An 18,152-nucleotide genomic window follows, 5' to 3' on the forward strand; every position below is an offset into this window, starting at 1 on the left:
AAGCGGCGATCCGCCGGGGGCGCCTGATCTCAGACCAGCGTGCAGGGCAGCCTGTTGAGGACGCAGGCGGACGGCTTGGACGGGGCGCCCTGGGCGGCGAACACGATCCGCACGGTGCCGCCGGGGGCGATCGCGGTGCGGCCGCGGACGAAGGGCACCCGGCCCGTCCGCACGACGGTGGCGCCCCGGACGGCCGTGACCGAGACGTTCGGGATCTTGAAGGCGAGCGCCCACGCGGTGACGGGGCGCTGCCCCTTGTTGGCGATGGTGGCGGTGGCCTTGAACCCGCCGGGGGTGCGGGAGGCGACGCGGAAGGCGATGACGAGGCCGTCGGGGCGGCCCGCGCCGCGGCTCGCGCGCCCGCCCGGGCCGCGCTCGGTGATCTGGTTGTCGCGCGGGTCGGTCTGGCTGGTCTTCGGTGCGCCGCCCGCGAAGTTGAGGGAGATCTGCTGGGTGCTCAGCGCGTACGAGACGATCCCCACGGCGATGACGAGCGCGACGATCGGGAGCAGCGGGAGGGGCAGCATGGAGACGATCTTCGTCCAGCCGCTCTTGCCCGGCCCGCTCGTCTCCGGCTCCGGCGCGGCCGGCGAGTCCGCGGGGTCGGGCGGCCCTCCGCGCGGCTGCTCGGAGCCCGCCGGCGCGGGTGCGCCCGGGTAGTCGCCGGGATAGTCCCCGGGGAGCGGAGCGAACCGGTACGGATCGGCCGGCGGATCGTGCTGGCGCTCGGCGCCCGGCGGCGGGCCCGACCTGACCTGGTCGTGCGGCGAGACGTACACCTGGTCGTCGGTCGGCCCGGAGAAGACGTCGTAGGAGGGGTCGACAGGAGCCCCGAAGTACGGCCCTCGCGACGCTTCGGCGCCCGGTACGGGGTCGTCGTCCGGTTGCTCAAGCCTGGAGTGTCGTCCCATCCCATCCCTCTTCGATCACAGGATGTATACCAAACCCGTCCCAAGCATGCCTACCGGAAGTGCCAACGCACACGGCTGTACGCGCTGCGCGCTCCGAGGCGTTCAGACTGGGAAATGATCCCATGCTCCGGGGGGCGGACGGCGCCCGTCCACGCGCACCCCGGCCCCTTCGGCGACGGTTCCGATCCGTGTCCAGAGGGGAGGCAGGACGGCGTCTGCCGAAAAGGTGCCGGCGAACGCGTGGTCCTCACCGCCGGTGAGCGCGAGGGCCCGTCCGTCCGGCCCGAGGATCTCCGGGACGGGCACGCGGGCGGAGTCCACGTCGATCCGGACGCCGCTCGCGCCGGCGATGTGCCCGAGGTCCTGGACGAGCCCGTCGCTCACGTCGAGCAGCGCGGTGGCGCCGTGGGTCCGCGCCTCCTCCCCGGCGGTGTAGGGCGGCTCGGGACGGCGGTGCGCCGCGAGCAGCTCCTCGGGGCCGTCCCGCCCGGCCTCCAGGAGCGCGAGCCCCGCGGCGGCGAAGCCGAGCCGGCCCCGGACGGCGACGACGTCGCCCGGGCGCGCCCCGGACCGGGTGAGCGGCGCCGCGCCGCCGAGGTCGCCGAGCGCGGTGATCGCGAGGGTGACCTGCGGCGCGGCCACGACGTCGCCGCCCGCGACCGACGCCCCCGCCGCGCGGCATTCGTCGGCGAGCCCGTCGTAGAGCCGCTCGGCCCACCCGGCGCCGGTCGCGGGCGGGGCGGCGAAGCCGACGAGCAGCGCCGTGGGGTTCGCGCCCATCGCGACGACGTCGGCGAGGTTCTGCGCGGCGGCCTTGCGCCCGATGTCGTAGGGACCGGACCAGTCGCGGCGGAAGTGCCGCCCCTCCACGAGCAGGTCGGTGGTGGCGACGACGCGGCCGTCCGGCGCGGCGATCACCGCGGCGTCGTCGCCGGGGCCGAGCCGGACCGCCGGGCCCTGGGGCAGCCGCCGGGTCAGGCGGCCGATCAGGCCGAACTCGCCCAGCTCCCCGATCGTGCCCATCTGCGCTGTTCCCCCGTTTTCTCGCGTTTCTCCCGGTTCGTACCGGGCACGCCGTACCCCGACCGCCCATGGCAGCGCGTAACACGATACGGTGACCGTCCGACGGTTGATTCTCCGCTTGGGGAGGACGTGATGGTGCAGGCCTACATCCTCATCCAGACCGAAGTCGGCAAGGCAGCCGAGGTGGCGGGCCACATCTCCGGCATTACGGGCGTAACCCGGGCGGAGGACGTCACCGGACCCTACGACGTGATCGTCCGAGCGGAGGCGCGGAATGTGGACGAGCTGGGCAAGCTCGTCGTCGCGCAGATCCAGGCCGTCGAGGGGATCACGCGGACCCTCACGTGCCCGATCGTCCATATCTGAGCGCTCCGCGGCACCACTCCGCTCCCTGGCCGCCCTCGGAGGCCTGGCGCTGCTCACCGCCGCCTGCGGCGACGGGGCCGTGCAGGTCCCGGCACCGAGCCCCGGCGCGGCGACACAGCGGCTCTGCCAGGGGCTGCGGCTGCCCGAGAAGGTGCACGGGCAGAAGCGCCGCGACACCTCCCCGGACTCGCCGCTGACCGCCGCGTGGGGCTCCCCCGCGATCGCGCTGCGCTGCGGTGTCCCCCTGCCCGCCACGCTCCGTCAGACGTCCCAGCTGGTGACCATCAACGGGATCGACTGGTTCGGGCAGCCCGCCGACCGGCCGGTGACCTTCACCGCGGTGGCGCGGCAGGCCTACGTCGAGGTGACGGTGCCCCCGAAGTACAACCCGGCCGGGGACGTGCTGATCGAGCTGGGACCGTCCATCAAGGCGACGATCCCCGCGAAGCCCGAGGGGCAGCTCTGACCGACGGCGCCGGTCACCAGATCGGGACCGGGCTCCGCCCCCGCGGGTAGTAGCCGGGGATCGGCTCCCCGGACGCCGCCCGCTCCAGCCGCCGCTGCATCCCGTCCGACAGCACCCCGGCCTTCATCATCTCGACGAACACCGACGTGACGTTGCCGAGGTCGAACCAGTCGCGCTGCCACGACCAGCGCCGGTCGCCCGCGTACCGGAACCAGGACCCGCCGATGCCGAGCACCTCGTACGGCCTCCCGTCGGGGCGGCGCGCGTCGGCGACCTGCTTCCAGAACCCGACGACCTCGCCCTTGCGCTCGTCGACCAGGATGCTCTGGTACGGGTAGGTCCAGCCGTCCAGGCCGCCCATCTCCGAGCCGAGCGCGATGTCGCGGATCTCGTCCCGGCCGACGGCCATGAAGTCCTGGTCGGGGCCGATGTTCCAGCCGTAGGTGGCGTCCTCGGTGTAGAGGTCGGCGAGCGGGCGCCAGTCGCCGGCCTCCTCGCAGCGGCGGTTGGCCTCCAGCCAGTGCTCGACCATCGCGTCGAGCTCTTCACGGGGGAACGCGGGCATCACGACTCCAGCAGTCTGAGGGCCTGGGTGGGGCAGTAGCGGACGGCGGAGGCCACCTCGGCGCGCAGGTCCTCGGGCGGCTCGGCGTCCAGGACGCGGACCCTGCCCTTGGCCGGCACCTCGAAGACGTCGGGGGCCTCCAGCTCGCACATGGCGTGTCCCTGGCACAGGTCCAGGTCGGCCTCGATCCTCACCGGCGCCTCCGGCGGTAGCGGACGGCGCAGGGCTGGGCGAGCTGGACGACCATCTTCGAATGGTCGTTGCGGTAGCTCCCGGGCGGCTGCGCGAGCTCGAACTCCCAGTCCCGGAGCAGCACCGAGAAGATGGCCTTGAGCTGCATCATCGCGAAGTTCGCGCCGACGCAGCGGTGCCGGCCGGCGCCGAACGGCACCCACGTCCAGCGGTGGAGCAGGTCCTCCTCGCGGGGCGCGGCGTAGCGCTCGGGGTGGAAGGCGTCGGCGTCGGGGAAGTCGGTCTCGATCCGGTTGGAGACGGCGAGGCTGCAACCGACCATGGTGCCCGCCGGGATGCTGTGCCCGAGCACCTCCTGGTCGGACTGCGCGACCCGCAGCAGCAGGATCAGCGGCGGATGCAGCCGCAGCGCCTCCTTGACCGCCGACTCCAGGTTCGGGATGGCGCGCAGCGCCTGGAACGACACCTCGCGGCCGTCGGCGTACAGCTCGTCCAGCTCGCGGACCACGCCGTCCAGGACGCCGGGGTGGCGGAGCAGCTCGATGAGCGTCCAGGCGGCGGTGCCGGACGTGGTGTGGTGCCCGGCGAACATCATCGAGATGAACATGCCGGTGACCTGGTCGGCGTCGAACCTGAGCGTGCCGTCCCCGTCCCTGATCGACATCAGCACGTCGAGGAGGTCGCGGTCCTGCCTGGGCGGGTCCGGCGGCCGCGCGTCCATGATCTGCTGGACGAGCTCCACCAGCGCCGTCCGCGCCGCGTCCCGCCGCCGGAAGCTGTCGATGTCGGCGTACGGGTCGACGTAGGCGATCGCGTCGGTACCGCGTTCGAGGTCGTGGTACAGGTCGGCGAACCGGCGGTCGAGCTGCTCGCGGAACTTGCGTCCGATGAGGCACGCGGACGAGGTGTAGATCGTCAGCTCGGCGAAGAAGTCGAGCAGGTCGATCTCGCCCTCCGCGCCCCAGCCGGCGACCATCCGGTCGACCTCGGCGGAGATCGTCGCGGCGTGCCCCTTCATGAACGAGCCCTTGAGGGCCTGGTTGTGCAGGGCCTCACGGCGCTGCTCCGGCGTCGCGTCGAACACCACGCCCTCGCCGAAGATCGGCGTCATGAACGGGTACGCCTCGGCCTGGTCCAGCTCCTCGTCGGGGGCGCGGAAGAAGAACTCGTTGGCCTCCTCCCCCGACAGCAGCACGACGCGCCGTCCGGCGAGGCGGAACTCGCCGACGTCGCCGCACTCGTCCCGGACCCGCCGCATCAGCCCGATCGGGTCCGAGCGCAACTCCTCCAGGTGGTCGGGCCCGCCCGACACGACGCGCGGCTCCACCAGTGCGGTCACGACTCCTCCAACGGGGCTTCGGGCTGTACTTCGACGAGCCGGAGATGGGCGCCGCGCGGGGCCGCGACGATCGCGGCGACGGCGGCGGCGACGTCGGACGGGCGCAGGAAGTAGGGGTGGCGGGCGTGGCCCCACCTGACCCAGTCCTCCAGGACGGCGCCGGTGGTCTCCGCGTCCCAGCTCATGCCCATGCCGGTCGCGGTCGGCCCGGGCCGGACGATGGACGCGCGCACGCCCGTCCCCTCCAACTCCATCTGCATGGTGCGGGCCATCCCCTCCACGCCGTTCTTGGCCGCGACGTAGGCGCCCGTCCAGGACCGCGGGGCGGGGACGGTGTCGGAGGAGACGAACACGATGTCGCCGCGCCTGCGCGCCACCATCTGCGGGACGAAGTGCGACACGAGCCGGTGCGCGCCCACGAGGTGCACCTGCACCTGCGCGAGGAACTCGGCGGTGTCGAGCTCGTGGAGGCGTCCGGCGGACAGGTCGCCGGCGCTGGAGACGACGATCTCGATGGGGCCGAGCGCGTCGGCGGCCGCCGCGGCGAACGCCTTGACCGAGTCGGAGTCGGCGACGTCCAGCGGGTGCGCGAACGCCTCTCCCCCGCCGGCCCGGACCGTCGCGGCCAGTTCCTCGCACCTGTCGGCGCGCCGGGCGCCGAGCGCGACCGGATGCCCGGCCATCGCCAGCGCCGTCGCCGTCGCGGCGCCGATCCCCGACGAGGCGCCGGTCACCACGGCCGCGCGCCGCCGCGGATGGGGTTCGAACCTGGGCATCAGCGCACCTCCACGCGCACGGGCAGCGCGGCGAAACCGCGCACGTTCACCGAGTGCACGCGCTCGGCGCCGTCGTGGTCGATCTCGTAGGAGGAGACGCGGCGCACGAACTCGGTGAGCGCGATGCGCGCCTCCAGCCGCGCCAGGTTCGCGCCGAGGCAGAAGTGCCTCCCGCCGCCGAAGCTGACGAGCGGGGAGGTGTCGCGGTCGAGGTCGTAGGCGTCGGCGTCGGCGAACACGCGCGGGTCGCGGTTGGCCGACCCGACGAGCAGGAGCACGCGGTCGCCCTCGCGGACCTGCCGCCCGTGCAGCTCGACGTCCCGCACGACCTTCCTGGCGAGCATCTGGCTGGAGGTGTCGTAGCGGAGCGTCTCCTCGACCCAGTCGTCCACGCGGGACGGGTCGCGAAGCGGCTTGGCGGCCTGGTCCGGGTTGCGCGCCCCCCAGTACAGGGCGTTGGCGAGCAGCTTGGTGGTGGTCTCGTTCCCCGCGACCACCATCAGGAACAGGAACGCGATGACCTCCTCGTCGTCCAGCCGGTCGCCGTCGATCTCGGCGTCGAGCAGGGCGGAGGTCAGGTCGCCGGTCGGCGCGCGGCGCCGCTCGGCGACCATGTCCTGGTAGTAGCCGACGAGGGTGAGCGCCGCGTCCATCCCGGCGGGCGGGACGTCGTTCAGCCCCTCCTCCCGGTGGACGACGGTGTCCGCGAGCCGGCGCACCTCGGCCCGGTCGCCCTCGGGGACGCCCATCATCTCCGAGATGACGTCCATGGGCAGCAGCCCGGCGAAGCCGGACACGAAGTCGAACTCGCCCTTCTCCAGGGCGGGCTCCAGATGGCGCCTGGTGAGCGCCAGGATGCCGTCGCCCAGTTCCTTGACCCGCCGCGGCGTGAAGCCCTTGGACACCAGGGCGCGCATGCGGGTGTGGCGCGGCGGGTCGAGCGCGAGGAACGACATCGTCCGGGGCGCGTGCGGGCCCCAGGCGCTCGGCTCCACCGAGACGCCGTGGGAGTTGGAGAACGTCGCGTGGTCGCGGAAGGCGGCGGACACGTCGGCGTGCCGGGACAGCGCCCAGAAGCCGATCTCGTCGTTGCGGTAGAGGGGCGCCTCCTCGCGGAGGCGCGCGTAGAGGGGGTAGGGGTCCTCGTGGACGGCGTAGTCGAAGGGGCTGTAGGAGACCTGCGAGGCAGGGTCCACGGCCGTCACCTCACTCGGGGGGTTCGGGCAGGATGAGCTCCGCCATCTCGGCGAGCCGGTCGGCCATGCGGGCGTAGGACGTGTAGCCCATGCCCGCGTACAGGAGCGCGCCGGTGTAGGCCAGTTCCAGCGCGCCGAGGATCTTGGGGTCGTCGTGCTCGCGCAGCGCGGCGCGGAGCCGCTCGCGGATCGCGTAGCCGATCCGCATCCGCAGTTCGCGGACGTCGGGGTCGGTGCCGAGCAGCGCGGTGGTGCACGCCGCCGCGAGGTCCGGCTCGTCCGACACCAGCAGCGCGATCTCGCGGAGGGTCCCCACCACCCGTTCGCGCAGCGTCCCGTCCGCCTCGACCGCGGGCAGGGCGCTGAGCCGCCGCCAGAACACCTCGGTGATCAGATGGTTCTTGGAGGCGAAGTAGGTGTAGGCGGTCGCGGGCGCCACGCCGGCGCGGCGGGCCACGTTGCGGACGGTCAGACCCTCGTAGCCGGTCTCGCCGACCTCCACCACGGCGGCGTCGGTCAGCCGCCGCACCGTGTCGGCCTGCCGCTCGGTGAGGCGGCGCCGGGTGGGCTCGGTCATGGGTTCGGGTTTTCCGGACACGTGTCCAGACATTAGTTCAGAAGTTGGCCGCGCGCAACGCCCCGCGCGTCCGTCCCGGGTGAGGCGGGTGGGATTCGAACCCACTCAGTCAGCGACACTTGGGTTACAGCCAAGCCCGACTCTCCGAACGTCGGCGCCGCCCCTCGCGCGGGCCGCCGGGCCCGCGCCGTACCTCCGGAGGGATTCGAACCCCCAGCGCACAGCACCTCATGCTGCCGTCTCTGCCGTTGGACTACGGAGGCTTGCGTGCGGCTCCCGGGATTCGAACCCGGAACGTCCACTTCCTGAGAGTGGCCTCTCTGCCTGTTGGAGTAGAGCCGCGGGGAACTCGCTGGGTCGGGCGTCGCTCGCGGCGGCTCGGCAGGGGCGTCTAGGAGACGGGATACCGGCCGGGGCGGGCGTGCGACGCCGAGGGCAGTCGAAGTCGATACTGCTCCAGAACCATGGCCGGTCCTCCTCTCGGGCGGCTCGCGTCACCGCCCCTGTCTCGGACGGGCTGACGTCGTCAACGGTGCCACCGGCGGCGCGACGGCCGCAACGGGTTTTCCGCTCAGTTCTCGTCCGGCAGGGCCGCGCCGAACGCCACCAGGGCCCAGAACGCGACCATGATCCAGCCGAGCGCGATCCCCGTCACCGCGAGCCCGAGCCCGCGCTCGCCGGAGCGCCGCAGCCGCACCCAGGCCATGTGCCCCGCCACGATCGCGGGGATGGACGGCAGCCCGCACGTGATCAGCCCCACCGCGCCCATGGACACCGCGTAGATCGCGAGGCTGTTCATCGGCGGCTTGGCGTGCGGATGGTGCGCGGGCTGGTACTGGTGAGGTGCCTGGGTGGGGTGGCCCTGGTACCCGGTCTGCTGCTGGTAGCCCGTCTGGTGCTGGTATCCGGTCGGCTGCTGGTAGACCCCCTGCCGGGCGTCGATCGCGTCGGCGTAGCGGTGCCAGCTCTCCGCCTCGGCGGTCCGTCCCTGCCCGCCGAGCAGGACCGCGAGGTTGCGCATCGCCGCCGGGTCGCCGGCCTGCGCGGCCTGCCGGTACTGGCCCTCGACGAGGGCCGCGGCCTCCCCCGCGGCGAGCGCCGGCGCGTGCGTCCCCGGGGTCTGCGAATGGGGCGGCGCCTCCGTGTGCGGTGGGGCGGGTGTTTCGGCGCGGTGCCGTCTGGGCGCCTGGGTGTCCTGCGTGGAGGGCGCGGGCCGGCGGACCCCGCTGGAGATGAGGCCGTCCAGCAGCGACTGGGCGGACGGCCGCCGCGCCGGGTCCTTGGCCAGCGCCGCCCGGACGGCCTCGAGCAGCGTCCCGTCGAGCCCGCCCAGGTCGGGTTCGCCGCTGATGATCTGGTGGATGACCGCCGGCAGCGAGTTGCCGCCGAAGCACGGCCCGCCGCGCGCCGCGAAGGCCACGGTCGCGCCCCACGCGAACACGTCGGACGCCGGGGTCGCGCCGCGCCCGTCCAGCTGCTCGGGGGCCATGAACGCGGGCGTGCCGACGATGCCGCCGGTCGCGGTGAGGCGCGTCCCGTCCAGGGAGCGCGCGATGCCGAAGTCGATGACGCGCGGCCCGAACGTGGACAGCAGCACGTTCGCGGGCTTGAGGTCGCGGTGCACCACGCCCGCGTCGTGGATGGCGGTCAGCGCGGTCGCGATGCCGACCGCGACGGCCTCCAGGTCGGCGCCGCGCAGCGGCCCCTCCTTCGCCACGGCGTCGTCCAGGCTGGGGCCGTTGACGAACTCGGTCACCAGGTAGGGCGGGTCCGCGCCGGGGTCGGCGTCCAGGACGGGCGCCGTGCAGAACGGGCGCACGCGCTTCGCCGCCGCGACCTCCGCCTCGAACCGCGCGCGGTACTGCCGGTCGGCGGCGTACTCCCGCCGGATCACCTTGAGGGCGACCTTGCGCCCGGACGCGTCCAGCCCCGCGTACACCGTTCCCATGCCGCCCTCGCCGAGACGGTCGACGACCCGGTAGGGGCCGATGCGTTCCGGCAGGTCGGCGTGCGGCACGGACATTCCCCTCGGGACGGTAATCGGCGCTACAAGCCTGGCACATCCCCACGCTTCACGCGGCCCCGTCCGCGATCATTCCGGACCGCGGCACCTCAGGCCCTGACCACGTCCCCTGCCCGGCGATGAGTGGGGCCGGGTCGCGTCCGGCAGCGGGATGCCGTGGGTGAATTCGCGGGGGCGTCTTGCGTTTCGCCGGGGGCTGAACTGTAGTCTGGACAGGTGTCCAGAACAAACGATCGCTTGCTTCTGGTGGACGGGCGTCTCGTCCCCGGGGCGGGCGGCGCCTTCGAGACGATCAATCCCGCGACCGAGGAGGTGCTCGGTACCGCCGCCGACGCCTCCGCAGACGACATGGACCGGGCGATCGCGGCCGCGCGCCGCGCGTTCGACGAGACCGGGTGGGCGACCGACCACGCCTTCCGCGCGCGGTGCCTGCGACAGCTCCGGGAGGGGCTGCGGCGGCGGGCCGACGAGCTGCGCGAGCTCACGATCCAGGAGGTGGGCGCGCCGAGGTTCCTCACGTTCGGGGCCCAGTTGGACGCGCCCGTGGACGACCTCGCGTGGTTCGCGGACCTGGTCGAGGACTACGCCTGGGAGCGGGACCTCGGGCGGGCCGAGCCGATGGGGATGCCCAGCCACCGGCGGGTCGTCCGGGAGGCGGTGGGCGTCGTCGGAGCCGTCACCCCCTGGAACTTCCCGCACCAGATCAACCTCGCCAAGCTGGGTCCGGCGCTGGCGGCGGGCAACACGGTGGTGCTGAAGCCGGCGCCCGACACGCCCTGGTGCGCGGCGGTGGTCGGCGAGGTCATCGCGGAGGAGACCGACATCCCACCGGGCGTGGTCAACGTGGTCACCTCGTCCGACCACGCGCTGGGCGCTCAGCTCACGCGGGACCCCCGCGTCGACCTGGTGTCGTTCACCGGGTCCACGGCGACGGGACGGAACGTGATGGCGAGCGCGGCCGGGACGCTCAAGCGGGTGTTCCTGGAGCTCGGCGGCAAGTCGGCGTTCGTGGTCCTGGACGACGCCGACCTGCGGGCCGCGTGCTCGTACGCGGCGTTCGCCGGGATCACCCACGCCGGGCAGGGGTGCGCGATCACGACCCGGATCCTCGTCCCGCGCGAGCGCCACGACGAGGCCGTCGAGATCACCGCCGGGGCGCTGGCGAAGCTCGGCGCCGGGGACCCGCAGGACGACCGGACCATCTGCGGCCCGGTGATCTCGGCGCGGCAGCGCGAGCGGATCGAGGGCTACCTGAAACTGGCGGTCGAGGACGGCGGCGCGTTCGCGTGCGGCGGCGGCCGTCCGGAGGGCCGCGACCGGGGCTTCTGGATCGAGCCGACGCTGATCACGGGGCTGACCAACGACTCCCGCGCGGCGCGCGAGGAGATCTTCGGACCGGTGCTGGTGATCCTGCCGCACGACGGCGACGACGACGCGGTGCGGATCGCGAACGACTCGCCGTACGGGCTGTCGGGCGCGGTGCACGGCGGGGACGTCGAGCGGGCGCGCGGGGTCGCGCGGCGGCTGCGCACCGGGACCGTCAGCGTGAACGGCGGCGTCTGGTACGGCGCGGACGTCCCGTTCGGCGGCTACAAGCAGTCGGGCATCGGCCGCGAGATGGGCGTGGCCGGTTTCGAGGAGTACCTGGAGACCAAGTCGATCGCGGAGGGCGTGTGAGGTTCGAGGGAAAGGTCGCGGTCGTCACCGGGGCCGCGCAGGGAATCGGCGAGGCGTACGCGCGGGCGCTGGCGTCCGAGGGCGCCCGCGTGGTCGTCGCGGACGTGGACGAGCGCGGCCGGGACGTCGCGGACGACATCAAGGGCCTGTTCGTGCGGACGGACGTGTCCGACCCCGCGTCCGTGGACGCCATGGCCGAGGCGACCGTGGAGCGGTTCGGCGGGATCGACCACCTCGTCAACAACGCCGCCATCTTCGGGACGATGAAGCTGGACTTCCTCTTCACCGTCGACTGGGACTACTACAAGAAGTTCATGTCGGTGAACATGGACGGCGCGCTTCTGTGCGCGCGCGCCTGCCACCCCCACATGCAGGCGCGCGGCGGCGGCTCCATCGTCAACCAGTCGTCCACGGCGGCGTGGCAGTACTCGGGCTTCTACGGGCTGGCCAAGGTCGGCGTCAACGGCCTCACGCAGCAGCTCGCGCACGAGCTGGGCAGCATGAACATCCGCGTGAACGCGATCGCGCCGGGCCCGATCGACACCGAGGCCAACCGGGCGGTCGTGCCGGGGAACATGTCGCAGAAGATCGTCCGGGACAGGATGGCGCTCAAGCGGATGGGGTCGCCCGGGGACCTGGTGGGCGCCTGCCTGTTCCTGCTGTCGGACGACGCCGCGTGGATCACCGGTCAGATCGTCAACGTCGACGGCGGCGAGGTGTTCCGGGCATGAGCGAGGCGCGCGTCCCCCCGGAGGGTGAGCGCATGGCGGTCGGCTTCGTCGGGCTCGGGCAGATGGGGGCGCCGATGGCGGCCCATCTGGCGGGCGCGGGGCTGACGGTGTACGACGCGCGGGCCGAGGCGATGGCGCCGCTGGTGAAGGCGGGGGCGCGGGCCGCGAAGAGCGTCGCCGAGGTCGCCGCGCACTGCGACCTGGTCTCGGTCATGGTCCGGGACGACGCCCAGGTGGTGGAGGTGGGCGAGGAGGTGCTCGCGAGCGCCCGTCCGGGCACGGTCCTGGCGGTCCACTCGACGATCCGGGCGCGGACCGCCGAGGACCTGGCCGCGCGAGCGCGGCGCTACGGGATCGAGGTGGTGGACGCGCCGGTGAGCGGCGGGTTCATGGGGGCGAGCGCGGGGAGCCTCGCGGTCATGGTCGGCGGGACGGACGAGGCGTTCGGGCGCTGCCGCGAGCCGTTCGGCGCCTGGGCGGACCTCGTCCTGCACATGGGGCCGGTCGGCGCGGGCACCCGCACGAAGCTGGCCCGCAACATGCTGCACTTCATCTCGTTCACCGCGGCGGCGGAGGCGCAGCGGCTCGCGGAGGCGTCCGGGGTGTCGCTGCGCAAGCTCGGCCGCGTCGTCCGGCACACCGACGCGATCACCGGCGGCGCGGGCTCGATCATGCTGCGGCCGACGACCGCGCCGCTGGCTCCGGACGACGATCTGTACGACATCCTGCGGCACACGCGGGACCTCGGTGAGAAGGACCTGTCGCTCGCGCTGGAGCTGGCGGACGAGCTGGGGGTCGACGTCCCGCTCGCCCGGATCGCTCTCGATCGGTTCGGTGCGGGTCTTGGTCTGGTGGGAGAGGCCGATGACTGAGCGAAGCGAACCGGGGGGCGTGGGGGGTCGGCCCCCCACAGAGAACACGCCTGAGCAAAGCGAACCAGGGGGCGTGGAGGGGCGGCGGGAGCGCGGGCTGGAGATGATGCGCCGGGTGTACGGGTGGGAGGTGTCGGACGGGCCCGGCGACTTCTTCGGGATCACCGTGGAGCACCTCTTCGGCGACATCTGGACGCGGCCCGGGCTGAGCATGCGCGACCGGCGGCTGCTGCTCGTCGGGGTCCTCGCCGGTCAGGGGCTGAACGACGTCCTCGACATCCAGATCCCGGCGGCGCTGGCCAACGGGGAGCTGTCCCCGGACGAGCTGCGCGAGATCGGCGTCTTCCTCACCCACTACATCGGCTGGCCGCTCGGGTCGAAGCTGAGCGTCCAGATCGACACGCTGATCGCGAGGCACGAGAAGCGCGCCCGGCGGGACGGCTAGGGCCTGTCTCGAAGTGGCCCCGGCCACGCGCGCGAACGCGTGACCTGCCCGGTGGAGCGAAGCCGGAGGCGAGCGGAACCGGGCAGATCGCGAAGCGATGCCGCGTTCGCCCAGGCCCGGTCACGCAGCGAGCCGCAAGGCGAGCGAAGTGGGCCGGGACGTGGAAACACTGCCTAGCACAGGCGCGGGGTCGGGTCGGGCATCAGCATCGGCCCGGTCACGCGGAACCGTTCGACGCCCTGCCGGGTGAGGCTGACGCGCAGGTCGATCCAGCCGGCGGCGCCGGGCTCGCCGCATTCGTAGGCGCCTCTGCGCGGGAAGTGCAGGTCGCCCACCGACAGCTTCGCGCCTCGGACGTGCACCGGCAGCAGGAGGCGGGAGCCTGCGGACAGGGGGGCGATGAGGCATCCGCCCACGTCGCGGCCGCGCGCGTCGCCGGGGACGGCGACGGGGCCGGACGGCGCGCAGCCGATGATCCCGGGGTGGCCGCCGGCGTCGCGGGCGCCTCCGGGGCGCCCGACGGCCAGCACGTCCACCACGATCACGTCGCCGGGTTCGGCTCCGACGACGACGAGCGGGCCGCACAGCAGGGTCCCGAGGCCGGGTTCCCGGCCGGGGCACTCCATCCGGACGGACCCGCCCGTGATGACCTCCGCCACGCCCGGGATGTCGGGGTGCCAGTGGGAGTGTCCGAGAACGTCCCGCATCCCGGGGTCGCCGAGGTCGAACATGGCTGGTGAGGGCATCGGGCAGTGCTCCTTCCGGCAGGGGACAGGCGATGCTCCGATCGTGCCCAGCCGCTGTTTCCGGACGGTTTCGGCGCGCTGACGCTCGCGTAAGACGGCCTTCACCGGAAAACGCCGCCCTCCGGGGAACCAGGCGGCGAGGGCGGGCGTCCAAAGTCCATGCGTGGTCGCATCTTCCTCCCGGTCGCGACGACGCTCCTGCTTGCCGGGACCGCCGCGTGCACCCCGTCCGAGCAGGCCCCCGACCGGGACGCCGAGGCCCCGCCGGTCCGGCTCGTCGCCTATCGGGGCTGCGACGCGCTGCTCGACGAGCTGCGCCGCGCCACCCTGGACAAGGTCGGCCCGTACGGGCTCGGTGGCGTGCCGGTCGACGGCATCGAGGCGCTGGCGAAGGCGCCGAGCGCGGGCAAGGTGCCCGGGGCTCCCGCGCCCGCTCCGGAGCACTCCACGACGAACTCGCACGAACCGGGCGCGGACGAGCCCGATCTCGTGAAGACCGACGGCCGCAGGATCGTCGCGTTCGCCCAGGGGCGCCTCAGGATCGTCGACCCGGCATCGCGCAAGGTGACGCACACACTGGAACTGCCGGGCGGCACCCGCTACGACAGCGGGGAACTCCTGCTCAGCGGTGACCGCGTTCTCGTGCTCACCCGGCAGGCCAGAGCCATCCCGTTCGAAGGGCCGGGACGGCCGTTGCCGGGCCGAACGCTGCCCGAGCCGACGCAGACGACGCGCCTCACGCTGGTCGATCTGTCCGGCAGGCCGAAGGTCGCCGGGACGATGACGTCCGGCGCCGACTACCTGGACGCGCGGCAGACCGGCTCTACCGTCCGCGTGGTGATGAGGTCCCTGCCGCGCATCGACTTCCCCGGCGGCGACAGCGAGAAGAAGTCCGTCACGGCGAACCGGGAGGCCGTGCGGAGGGCCCCGCTTGAGGCCTGGCTCCCGTCCTTCGACGTGGAGGGCGGGACGTCGTACAGAACGCCGTGCGACCAGGTCAGCCGCCCGTCCTCGTACGCGGGTTCCTCGATGCTGACCATGCTGACCTTCGACCTCGCGAAGGGCCTCGGCGACCCGCAGCCGGTCGCGATGACCGCCGACGGCTCGACCGTCTACGGCAACGGGGAGAGCCTTTACGTCACCGGCACTCCCCCGGCTCTGTTCGGGTGGCCGCGCAAGAAGGTGGTCGAGCCGCGTACGGACATCTACAAGTTCGACATCCGCGATAGCGGGCGCCCCAGCTACGTCGCCTCAGGCTCGGTGAAGGGCTTTCTCCTCAACCAGTACTCGATGTCGGAGCACGAGGGGAACCTGCGTCTGGCCGCGACGACCAGCCGGATCGAACCCGGCAGCAGGGCGTCGCAGAGCTCGGTGTACGTCCTGGCCCAGCACGGCCCGCGACTCGACCAGATCGGACGGCTCGACGGTCTCGGCAAGGGCGAGCAGATCCGCTCCGTGCGGTTCATCGGCGCCACCGGCTACGTCGTGACGTTCCGGCAGACCGACCCGCTGTACGTCGTCGACCTCCGCGACCCCCGCCGTCCCCGGACCACCGGCCAGCTCAAGATCAACGGCTTCTCCGCCTACCTGCACCCGACGGCGGACGGGAAGCTGCTCGGCGTGGGCCAGGACGCCGACGCCTCCGGCCGGACGAGCGGCCTCCAGGTGTCCCTCTTCGACGTCTCCGCCGGGCCCCGCAGGCTGGACGCCTACAAGCTCCCCGGGGCCGCCTCCCAGGCGGAGTTCGACCCGCACGCGTTCCTGTACTGGCCGAAGACGGGCCTCACGGCCGTCCCGGTGACGCCGCGGGACGGCGGCCCGCCCGAGACCCTCGTCCTCAAAGTCACTGGCGCGGGCGTAACGAAGCTCGGATCCGTCCGGCCTCCGGGCAAGCATCCCGGCGACGGCGCCGGCCGCTCGCTCGTCATCGGCGACACCCTCTGGACGTTCTCCGGCGCGGGCGCGCACGCCGTCGACGCGTCCACCCTCAAGGGCGGCGACTGGCTCGCCTACCGCTAGCTGTACTTGGCCATGATCTTGGTGACACCTGACCGGTAGGTCTTTGATCAGCAAGAGGACCTCCTGGCGTAGTGGAGTTTCACCGACTTCACCGTCACCAGGAGGTCCTTGTGGGTCACGCTAATGCCCGGCTGACGCTTCATGGCAGATGTCTACTGGTTCGCCGTGTCGTGTTCGACCGGCGTGCGGTCGCGCACGTCGCCGCCGAGCTCGGGGTGTCGCGGCAATGCGCGCACCGGTGGGTCCGACGGTTCCGTGACCAAGGCTGGGCCGGGCTGGCCGAGCGGCGCAGCGGGCCGCGCGCGTGCCCGTCCCGGACCCCGGTCAAGACCGAGGAGCGGGTGCTGGCCGCCCGAGATGAGTTGCGTGCCGGGCCCGACCACATCGCGGCGGCCACCGGAGTGCCGGCCCGCACCGTCACCCGGATCCTGCGCCGTCACGGTGTGCCGGTGCTGGCGGCCTGCGACCCGCTGACCGGCACCCGGATCCGCGCGTCCCGCGCGAGCGAGCGCCGCTACGAGCACGACGCACCGGGCGAGATGATCCACCTGGACGTCAAGAAACTCGGCCGCATCCCCGACGGCGGCGGCTGGCGGGCACACGGCCGCGGCCAAGCCGTCCGCGTCCGCGGCATCGGCTACGACTTCGTCCACACCGCCATCGACGACCACACCCGCCTGGCCTACGCCGAAGTCCTGCCCGACGAGAAAGGCACCACCACCGCCGCCTTCCTCACCCGAGCCGCAGCGTTCTTCGCCGGCCACGGCATCACCCGGATCCACCGGGTGCTCACCGACAACGCCAAGAACTACCGCGTCTCGGCCGCCTTCCAGCAGGCCTGCGCCCAACTGGGCGCCCGCCAAAAGTTCACCCGACCCCGCCATCCCTGGACCAACGGCAAAGCCGAACGCCTCAACCGCACCCTGGCCACCGAATGGGCCTACCGGCGCCCCTACACCAGCAACGACCAACGCACCCAAGCCCTCAAGCCCTGGCTGGAGCACTACAACACCACACGCCCCCACTCGGCCCTGGGCGGCAAGCCACCCATCACCCGACTGTCACCAAGATCATGACCGAGTACAGCTAGCGCAGCCCCGTCGAGCGCTGGAGCGCCGTCTGGATGAGCCGGTCGACCAGCGCCGGGTAGTCCAGCCCCGTCGCGGCCCACATCTGCGGGAACGCCGACGCCGGGGTGAAGCCCGGCATCGTGTTGATCTCGTTGAGGATCCAGCGGCCGTCGGGCGTGTGGAAGAAGTCGACCCGGGCGAGGCCCTCGCAGTCGAGGGCGTCGAACGCCTGCACGGCGATGCGGCGGACCTCCTCGATCGCCGCGGGCGGCAGGTCCGGCGGGACGGCCATGGTGGTGGAGCCGTCGAGGTACTTCGTCTCGAAGTCGTAGAAGTCGTGCTCGCCCGCCATCAGCACCTCGGCGGGCAGGCTGACCTCGGCCGGACCGTCGTCCACGCCCTGCAGGACGCCGCACTCGATCTCGCGGCCCTCGATGGCGCCCTCGACGATGACCTTCGGGTCGTGCTCGCGGGCCGTCTCGACGGCGGCCTCCAGGCCGGCCTCGTCGGTGACGCGGGTGATGCCCATGCTGGACCCGGCGCGGGCCGGCTTGACGAACACCGGCGTGCCGTCGGCGAGGCCGAGCTCCCTGATGATCTCGTCGAGCTTGCGCTTGCGCTCGCGCCGCCACTCGCGGTCGCCGACCAGCACGTAGGGGCCGACGGGCAGGCCGCGCGCCTGCCAGACGAGCTTCATGAACCCCTTGTCCATGCCGACCGCGCTGGCCAGCACGCCGGCGCCGACGTAGCGGATGCCGGCGAGGTCGAGCAGCCCCTGGATCGTGCCGTCCTCGCCGTAGGGGCCGTGCAGCAGCGGCAGGACCACGTCGACGTCGCCGAGGGTCGCGGGCACCTCGCCCGGCCGGACCACCATCAGGCCGCGGCTGTCGGGGTCGAACGGCAGCGCGAGGACGCCGCCCTCCGCGGTCACCTCCGGGAGCCGGCCGCCCTCGATCGCCAGGCGCAGGTCCGCGGGCGGGAGCACCCAGCGCCCGTCGCGGGCGATGCCGATCGGCACGACCTCGTACCGGTCCCGGTCGATGGCGGCCATGACGGCTCCCGCGGTGACGCAGGAGATCGCGTGCTCTGAGCTGCGCCCGCCGAAGACCACCGCCACGCGGATCCTAGAAACCTGGGACATGACGCCCGACCCTACCG

General features: G+C 73.0%; 19 protein-coding genes and 3 tRNA genes. 8 read left to right on the plus strand and 14 right to left on the minus strand.

The genetic code is table 11. The features are described 5' to 3' along the window. Window positions 1-29: 29 nt before the first annotated feature. Window positions 30-911 carry a cellulose binding domain-containing protein gene (locus BJY14_RS10015; protein ID WP_179843352.1) on the minus strand — a complete coding sequence of 294 codons (882 nt, stop codon included), beginning with the start codon at window positions 909-911 and terminating at the stop codon, window positions 30-32. 102 nt (window positions 912-1,013) lie between these two features. Further along, complete coding sequence (locus BJY14_RS10020) at window positions 1,014-1,934, minus strand: thiamine-phosphate kinase (protein ID WP_179843353.1); 921 nt, start codon at window positions 1,932-1,934, stop codon at window positions 1,014-1,016. A gap of 132 nt (window positions 1,935-2,066) precedes the next feature. On the opposite strand from BJY14_RS10020, the gene BJY14_RS10025 reads away from it, so the two are divergent. Next, window positions 2,067-2,300 (plus strand): Lrp/AsnC family transcriptional regulator, encoded by a 234-nt coding sequence (locus BJY14_RS10025; protein WP_141577613.1) that lies wholly within the window; start codon window positions 2,067-2,069, stop codon window positions 2,298-2,300. A gap of 49 nt (window positions 2,301-2,349) precedes the next feature. Then, the gene (locus tag BJY14_RS45045) at window positions 2,350-2,766 is read left to right on the plus strand and encodes a DUF3515 domain-containing protein (protein WP_281382261.1); all 417 of its coding nucleotides are present in this window, start codon (window positions 2,350-2,352) and stop codon (window positions 2,764-2,766) included. Between the two features lie 13 nt (window positions 2,767-2,779). Here the strand turns inward: BJY14_RS45045 and BJY14_RS10035 are convergent, their stop codons facing one another. The 10 genes from BJY14_RS10035 to BJY14_RS10080 form a co-directional block, all read right to left on the minus strand. Next, the gene (locus tag BJY14_RS10035) at window positions 2,780-3,331 is read right to left on the minus strand and encodes a nuclear transport factor 2 family protein (RefSeq protein WP_179843355.1); all 552 of its coding nucleotides are present in this window, start codon (window positions 3,329-3,331) and stop codon (window positions 2,780-2,782) included. Then, entirely contained in the window at window positions 3,331-3,525 is a 195-nt protein-coding gene (locus BJY14_RS10040; protein WP_179843356.1) for a ferredoxin, read from the minus strand. The genes BJY14_RS10035 and BJY14_RS10040 overlap by 1 nt, the downstream gene beginning before the upstream one ends. Then, window positions 3,522-4,862, minus strand: coding sequence for a lanosterol 14-alpha demethylase (gene cyp51 / locus BJY14_RS10045; protein WP_179843357.1), 1,341 nt, complete (start codon window positions 4,860-4,862; stop codon window positions 3,522-3,524). The genes BJY14_RS10040 and cyp51 overlap by 4 nt, the downstream gene beginning before the upstream one ends. Beyond that, on the minus strand, window positions 4,859-5,638 hold the full coding sequence (locus tag BJY14_RS10050; RefSeq protein ID WP_179843358.1) for an SDR family oxidoreductase: 780 nt from the start codon (window positions 5,636-5,638) through the stop codon (window positions 4,859-4,861). The genes cyp51 and BJY14_RS10050 overlap by 4 nt, the downstream gene beginning before the upstream one ends. Beyond that, window positions 5,638-6,834, minus strand: coding sequence for a cytochrome P450 (locus BJY14_RS47170; protein WP_312879109.1), 1,197 nt, complete (start codon window positions 6,832-6,834; stop codon window positions 5,638-5,640). The genes BJY14_RS10050 and BJY14_RS47170 overlap by 1 nt, the downstream gene beginning before the upstream one ends. A gap of 10 nt (window positions 6,835-6,844) precedes the next feature. Further along, on the minus strand, window positions 6,845-7,411 hold the full coding sequence (locus BJY14_RS10060; protein ID WP_218905252.1) for a TetR/AcrR family transcriptional regulator: 567 nt from the start codon (window positions 7,409-7,411) through the stop codon (window positions 6,845-6,847). A gap of 80 nt (window positions 7,412-7,491) precedes the next feature. Beyond that, window positions 7,492-7,575, minus strand: a tRNA-Tyr gene (locus BJY14_RS10065). Between the two features lie 26 nt (window positions 7,576-7,601). After that, window positions 7,602-7,674, minus strand: a tRNA-Leu gene (locus BJY14_RS10070). Window positions 7,675-7,679: 5 nt separating this feature from the next. Beyond that, a tRNA-Leu gene (locus BJY14_RS10075) sits at window positions 7,680-7,753 on the minus strand. Between the two features lie 229 nt (window positions 7,754-7,982). Next, complete coding sequence (locus BJY14_RS10080) at window positions 7,983-9,434, minus strand: protein kinase domain-containing protein (protein ID WP_179843361.1); 1,452 nt, start codon at window positions 9,432-9,434, stop codon at window positions 7,983-7,985. 246 nt (window positions 9,435-9,680) lie between these two features. On the opposite strand from BJY14_RS10080, the gene BJY14_RS10085 reads away from it, so the two are divergent. The 4 genes from BJY14_RS10085 (at window position 9,681) to BJY14_RS10100 (ending at window position 13,159) form a co-directional block, all read left to right on the plus strand. Beyond that, complete coding sequence (locus BJY14_RS10085; protein WP_312879110.1) at window positions 9,681-11,111, plus strand: aldehyde dehydrogenase; 1,431 nt, start codon at window positions 9,681-9,683, stop codon at window positions 11,109-11,111. After that, entirely contained in the window at window positions 11,108-11,842 is a 735-nt protein-coding gene (locus tag BJY14_RS10090; protein ID WP_179843363.1) for an SDR family oxidoreductase, read from the plus strand. The genes BJY14_RS10085 and BJY14_RS10090 overlap by 4 nt, the downstream gene beginning before the upstream one ends. Continuing rightward, window positions 11,839-12,714: an NAD(P)-dependent oxidoreductase gene (locus tag BJY14_RS10095; RefSeq protein ID WP_179843364.1), complete on the plus strand. Its 876-nt coding sequence runs from the start codon at window positions 11,839-11,841 to the stop codon at window positions 12,712-12,714. The genes BJY14_RS10090 and BJY14_RS10095 overlap by 4 nt, the downstream gene beginning before the upstream one ends. Before the next feature lie 73 nt (window positions 12,715-12,787). After that, window positions 12,788-13,159: a carboxymuconolactone decarboxylase family protein gene (locus BJY14_RS10100; RefSeq protein ID WP_312879112.1), complete on the plus strand. Its 372-nt coding sequence runs from the start codon at window positions 12,788-12,790 to the stop codon at window positions 13,157-13,159. 173 nt (window positions 13,160-13,332) lie between these two features. Here the strand turns inward: BJY14_RS10100 and BJY14_RS10105 are convergent, their stop codons facing one another. Beyond that, on the minus strand, window positions 13,333-13,905 hold the full coding sequence (locus BJY14_RS10105) for an acetamidase/formamidase family protein (protein WP_179843366.1): 573 nt from the start codon (window positions 13,903-13,905) through the stop codon (window positions 13,333-13,335). Window positions 13,906-14,064: 159 nt separating this feature from the next. Between BJY14_RS10105 and BJY14_RS10110 the strand changes: the two genes are divergently transcribed. Next, window positions 14,065-15,924, plus strand: coding sequence for a beta-propeller domain-containing protein (locus tag BJY14_RS10110; protein ID WP_218905256.1), 1,860 nt, complete (start codon window positions 14,065-14,067; stop codon window positions 15,922-15,924). Between the two features lie 110 nt (window positions 15,925-16,034). Further along, the gene (locus BJY14_RS10115) at window positions 16,035-17,000 is read left to right on the plus strand and encodes an IS481 family transposase (RefSeq protein ID WP_179843367.1); all 966 of its coding nucleotides are present in this window, start codon (window positions 16,035-16,037) and stop codon (window positions 16,998-17,000) included. A gap of 10 nt (window positions 17,001-17,010) precedes the next feature. Here the strand turns inward: BJY14_RS10115 and BJY14_RS10120 are convergent, their stop codons facing one another. Beyond that, window positions 17,011-18,135, minus strand: a complete 1,125-nt coding sequence (locus BJY14_RS10120) for a D-alanine--D-alanine ligase family protein (RefSeq protein ID WP_179843368.1) — start codon at window positions 18,133-18,135, stop codon at window positions 17,011-17,013. Between the last annotated feature and the right edge of the window lie 17 nt (window positions 18,136-18,152).

Origin of the sequence: Actinomadura luteofluorescens, assembly GCF_013409365.1 — a bacterium.
GTDB classification, from domain to species: Bacteria; Actinomycetota; Actinomycetes; order Streptosporangiales; family Streptosporangiaceae; genus Spirillospora; species Spirillospora luteofluorescens.